Genomic DNA, 2,062 nt, shown 5'->3' on the forward strand with positions numbered 1-2,062 from the left:
GTGCTCCCGCTGTTGGGGACGGTGCTGATCGGGGTGGTGCCGGTGCCACCGTTCGGCACCGGCACGTTGCCACCGGGCGCACCGCCCGGGGTGCCGCTGCCGGGTGTCTCGCCTCCCGGGGTGCCGCCTCCGGGGGCCTCCCCGCCGGGGGTGCCTCCGCCCGGAGTTTCCCCGCCCGGGGTGCCACCTGCTGGGGTTTCACCTCCAGGAGTTTCCCCGCCCGGGGTTTCACCTCCGGGAGTCTCTCCGCCGGGGGTGCCGCCTCCGGGGGTTTCCCCTCCGGGGGTCTCTCCGCCCGGCGTTTCTGCGCCGGGGGTGCCTCCCGGAGTCTCCCCGCCGGGGGCCTCCCCGCCAGGGGTGCCGCCTCCCGGCGCTTCCCCTCCGGGGGCCGGTTCCAGGAGGGTGGTCAGGCGGCGTGACGAGTGGGAGCCGGCCCACGGCGGGGGTGTTTCCGCGTCGACCTGGGAGGTGCCCCAGGCGAAGAAGGAGACCGAGCCGGTCGGGGCGTCGGCGGAGAAGCGCACGCGGACCGGGACGTCGAAGGCCGCGCCCGCGCCGATCGGGCCGCGCACGAGGCCGCCGGCGAAGAAGTAGCCGTCCTCGTCCGAGGTGATGTCGACGGACTGCCAGGCCGCCGGCTGCCCGTCCGCGCCCGGTCGCAGGACCTCGACCGTGATCTGCGAGACCTGCATGGAGACGAAGTCGGGCCGGGACAGAACCAGGCCCAGGTCGAAGGCGGCCAGCTCGCCCTTCCCCGCGTTGTCCACCCGGACGGAGAGTTCCGTCCAGTCGCCGCCCGCCCGTACCGATTCCGGGACCCCGCTCACCGTCAGGGCGGGACCGTCGACACGCAAGGGGTCCTCGTGGCCGCCGGGCGCGCCCGTGATCCTGGTCGCGTACGAGGACGTAGGGGAGGTGCCGTCGGCGGTTCCGACCCGGCCCCTGCCGTCCGCCGTCAGGTCGAACGGTACGACGGGGGTGTCCGCGGCGAAGCTGATCCGGACGTCGATCGTCCGGATCTGGCCGGAGGGAACCGTGGCGGCGCTGCCGAGGGCGTAGCCCAGCGCGGGGGCCGCAGCCTGGACCGGTGCGGCGGCCGTCCACGGCCCGCCCGCGGTGCGGTACTCAACGGTGATGTGAGCCGGCCCGAACTGTCCGGCGGCCTGCGAGACGCCCAGCATCGGGGTGTACTCGTCGACGGCGACGTGGCCCGAGTTGTCGACGGTCACGGTGAGCGGGGTCCAGCTGCCGTCGGCCTTGAAGCCGGCCGCCGGGATGCCCTGGACCGTGACCTCGGGGCCCATCAGGATCCGGTCGGACCCGGTGTCGTCATCGGCTTCGAGGGTCTCGGGCGGGGCGGCCTGCGCCGGTGTCTGTGCCCCCGCCTCGGGCGCGGCAGGGACGGCGGGCGCCTCGGGCGCTTCGGGCACCGCAGGCGCGGCCACGGCCTCTACGGCGGGCTGCTGCGCGCCGGTGCCCTCGGCCGGAGTCTTCTCCTCGGCCTTCTCCGCCGGCTTCTTCTCCGGAGTCGGCCCGGCCTTCTCCCCGGCCTTCTCCTCGGCCTTTTCCTGCTTCTGCCCCTGGTTCTTCTGGTTCTTCTCCTTCGCCGGTGCCTGCGCGTCGTCCGACGGCCCGGCGGTGTCCGCGGGTACCACGTCCGGCGCGGTCACCGCCGGATGCTCCTCGGCCACCGCGGGTGCGGCCATCAGGAGTGTCTGGCCGGCCACCGCGGCTGCTGCCACGACGGCCATGCGCTTGAACTGCATGCTCTTTACCTCCCCGGGCTCCGGACATCCGCCCGGAGCCACCCCAAACCCCTTGGGAGGCGCCAAGGTTAGTGAGACGGGAGGAGCTTGCAGAGGGGTACAGGATTGCGAAATATGTACGGTCCGCCGACACGCCGGGGGCAGGCTACGGGCGCACGCCGGTCCGGGCCCTCTCCTACCTGGCCCGTACGACCCGTACGGCCCGGAGCGGGCCGTACGGGCGAACGCCGGGTGTGCCTCAGGCGGTGGTGCGGCGGCGGCGACCGGTGCCCGCGACCAGGGCGGCGCCCATGGCG

The 2,062-nt window shown here is 74.5% G+C and carries 1 protein-coding gene; it reads right to left on the reverse strand.

Translation table 11 applies throughout. The features are described from left to right. Positions 1–1,766: hypothetical protein (locus tag ACWGIU_RS36575; RefSeq protein ID WP_453712386.1), on the reverse strand; the 1,766-nt coding region annotated here is incomplete at its 3' end. Between the last annotated feature and the right edge of the window lie 296 nt (positions 1,767–2,062).

The organism is Streptomyces sp. NPDC054840 (assembly GCF_053611065.1).